3 protein-coding genes are annotated in these 3,249 nt (G+C 68.1%); all 3 read left to right on the top strand.

Going from position 1 to position 3,249, the window contains the following annotated elements; all coding sequences use genetic code 11:
* The coding region (locus tag ACZ69I_RS38960; RefSeq protein ID WP_467682984.1) for a vitamin B12 dependent-methionine synthase activation domain-containing protein at positions 1-342 on the top strand (342 nt) is incomplete at its 5' end.
* Positions 343-443: 101 nt separating this feature from the next.
* Positions 444-1,139 carry an HAD family hydrolase gene (locus ACZ69I_RS38955; protein ID WP_467682985.1) on the top strand — a complete coding sequence of 232 codons (696 nt, stop codon included), beginning with the start codon at positions 444-446 and terminating at the stop codon, positions 1,137-1,139.
* A 338-nt stretch (positions 1,140-1,477) separates the two neighbouring features.
* Entirely contained in the window at positions 1,478-3,085 is a 1,608-nt protein-coding gene (locus ACZ69I_RS38950; RefSeq protein WP_470837254.1) for an ABC transporter substrate-binding protein, read from the top strand.
* Positions 3,086-3,249: the final 164 nt, after the last annotated feature.

Genomic DNA, 3,249 nt, shown 5'->3' with positions numbered 1-3,249 from the left:
GCCGACTCCTACCGCGACTACCTCGAACTGCACGGCCTGTCCGTGCAACTGGCCGAGGCCCTCGCCGAGTACTGGCACGCCCGGGTCCGCGCCGAGCTCGGATTCGGGGGAGAGGACCCCGCGGACGTCGAGGACATGTTCGCCCTGAAGTACCGCGGCGCGCGCTTCTCGCTCGGTTACGGCGCCTGCCCCGACCTGGAGGACCGCGCGAAGATCGCCGAGCTGCTCCAGCCGGAGCGGATCGGCGTGCAGCTCTCGGAGGAGTTCCAGCTCCACCCCGAGCAGTCCACCGACGCGATCGTCATCCACCACCCCGAGGCGAAATATTTCAACGCGCGCTGATCCCGCGCAGTCGTACACTGGTCGGTCCAGTGCAGGCCGGTCGCCTTCCCGTCACAAGGAGGCGACCGGCCTTCTCGTCCCTCATGGAAGGTGTGGTCGCCATGACCAGTACGGTTCCCGCGCTCGGCACCCGAATGGCCGAAGGGTCCGCGTTGCAGGGCGTCCTGCTCGACATGGACGGAACCCTCGTGGACACCGAGGGCTTCTGGTGGGACGCCGAGGTCGAGGTGTTCGCCTCCCTCGGGCACGCCCTCGACGAGGCCTGGCGTGACGTCGTCGTCGGCGGGCCCATGACGCGCAGCGCCGGCTTCCTCATCGAGGCCACCGGCGCCGACATCACGGTCCCCGAGCTCACCGTGCTGCTCAACGACGGCTTCGAGAACCGCATCAGCCGCTCCCTGCCGCTGATGCCGGGCGCCGCCCGCCTGCTCGCCGAACTCGCCACGCACGCCGTGCCGATGGCCCTGGTGTCCGCCTCGCACCGCCGCATCATCGACCGCGTCCTGGACTCCATCGGCGCCCACCACTTCGAACTCACCGTCGCGGGCGACGAAGTGGCGCGCACGAAGCCCCACCCCGACCCCTATCTCCTCGCCGCCCGGGGGCTGGGCGCGGAGCCCGCGAGATGCGCCGTCATCGAGGACACCGCCACCGGCGTCGCCGCCGCGGAGGCAGCGGGCTGCCGGGTGGTGGCCGTGCCGTCGGTCGCGCCGATCCCGGCCGTCGCGGGCCGCACCGTCGTCCCCTCCCTCGAACACGTCAACCTTCCTTTCCTGCAAGGCCTGATGACTCTCTGACAGCTCCCGCCGAGACCCTGTTCGGGCGTGTGACGTTTCCCACTCCGGCGGGGGTCGACAGGGGTGGTGACGTATGCGCGGGGGCCTTTCCGGGGTCACGGTGGCGTGGCATTGTGTCCCGATTGGTGGGAGCGTGCACGAAACCTTCCGGTGTCGGGTTATCGGTGTGTCCACGCCCGGTTTCGCAGCGTGATTAATACGCGGTTCACGCACCCTCCGGCGCTCATCTGGTGCGGACTAATCTCGTCGCGAGAACATCGCCCCACCCCCCGTGCCCCACCAACCCTCACCCCGCGTTGCGGGATTCACGGGATCAAGAGCTCTGGAGAACGTCGAGCATGAACCGCAAGACTTTGGTGCTGCCGGCAGTCATAGGTCTGCTCGCCCCCGCGCTCGCCGCGTGCGGTGGCTCGGACGGGTCGGACGGCGACAATCCGATCACCGTCGGCACCACGGACGCGTTCGCCATCTCGAAGGAGATTCCGGCACCCTTCGACCCGGCGTACGCCTACGACGCCGGTTCCTGGAACGTGCTGCGCCAGACCGTCCAGACGCTGATGGCCATGCCGCGCGGCGGCGGCGACCCGCAGCCCGAGGCCGCCGAGCAGTGCGGCTTCACCGACACGGGCAACGAGCGCTACGCCTGCACCCTGCGCAAGGGGCTGACGTTCTCCGACGGCAAGCCGCTGACGGCCGCCGATGTGAAGTTCTCCATCGAGCGGGTCCGCGACATCAAGCTCAAGGACCCCAGCGGTTCGGACGGCCTGGTGTCCAACGTCGACGAGATCGAGGTCCAGGGCGACCGCGAGGTCGTCTTCCACCTCAAGAAGCCGGACGCCACGTTCCCGTTCAAGCTGGCCACGCCCACCGCGGGCATCGTCAGCAAGGACCACTACAGCAAGAACAAGCTGCGGGACGGCTTCGAGGTGTCCGGCTCGGGCCCGTACACGGCCGAGCAGAAGGTCGAGGGCGACCGTCTGGTCAAGACGGTGTTCACCAAGAACCCCAAGTACAAGGGCGGGTTCAAGGTCCAGAGCGACAAGGTGGAGCTGCGCAACTTCGCGGACACCGACGCCATGGGCAAGGCGCTCGAGGACGGCGACATCGACCTGATGACGCGCACCATGTCGCCGAAGCAGGTCCAGGAGCTCTCCGCCGGTTCGAGCAAGAAGATCGACCTGGTCGAGATGCAGGGCCTGGAGATCCGCTACCTCGCCTTCAACACCGACGCGCCCGCGGCCAAGAGCAAGGCCGTCCGCCAGGCCGTCGCGCAGCTCGTCGACCGCGGCGCGCTGGCCTCCTCGGTGTACGGCTCGACCGCCGACCCGCTGTACTCCCTGGTGCCGTCCACCATCACCGGCCACGCCAACTCGTTCTTCAACAAGTACAACAACCCGAGCACGGCCAAGGCACGCTCGCTGCTGAGCAAGGCGAACATCTCCACCCCGGTGAAGATGACGCTGCACTACACCACGGACCACTACGGCCCGGGCACCAAGAAGGAGTTCGAGCTGCTGCAGAAGCAGCTGAACGCCTCCGGCCTGTTCGACGTGTCGATCAAGGGCGTGCCGTGGAGCACCTTCCGCTCGGCCGAGCGCGACGGCAAGTACGCGGCGTACGGCATGGGTTGGTTCCCCGACTTCCCCGACGCCGACAACTTCCTCGCCCCGTTCCTCGACAAGGACAACTTCCTCGGCTCGCCGTACGTGAACGACACGATCAACGACCAGCTGATCCCGACGTCGCGTCGCGAGGCCGACCGGCTCGCCGCCTCCAAGAGCATCCGCAGGATCCAGGACATCGTCGCCGAGGACGTGCCGGTGCTCCCGCTGTGGCAGGGCAAGCAGTACATCGCGGCACGCGACGACATCACCGGCATCGAGTGGGCCCTCAACTCCTCGTCGAACCTCCAGCTGTGGGAGCTCGGCCGCGGCGTGAGCGGCTGACCTCCGCCCGGAGGCCGCGCCCACTTCCTCAAGTACAGCGAAAACGTCCACAACACCAAAGGCACGTAAGTGAAATGTCGTAACCAGTGGCTGGCCCTTCCCCTCACGGGAGGGCTCGCCGCCGCCCTGCTGACCGGCTGCGGTACGGAATCGGGCGGCGCGGG

It is taken from the genome of Streptomyces sp. NPDC036815 (assembly GCF_055609205.1).
Note: the sequence above shows the minus strand (reverse complement) of the source record. Positions and strands in the feature narration are given on the sequence as shown.

Coding starts and splice junctions, on each gene's coding strand:
- ACZ69I_RS38955 (WP_467682985.1), top strand. CDS start 444: ATGACCAGTACGGTTCCCGCGCTCGGCACCCGAATGGCCGAAGGGTCC.
- ACZ69I_RS38950 (WP_470837254.1), top strand. CDS start 1,478: ATGAACCGCAAGACTTTGGTGCTGCCGGCAGTCATAGGTCTGCTCGCC.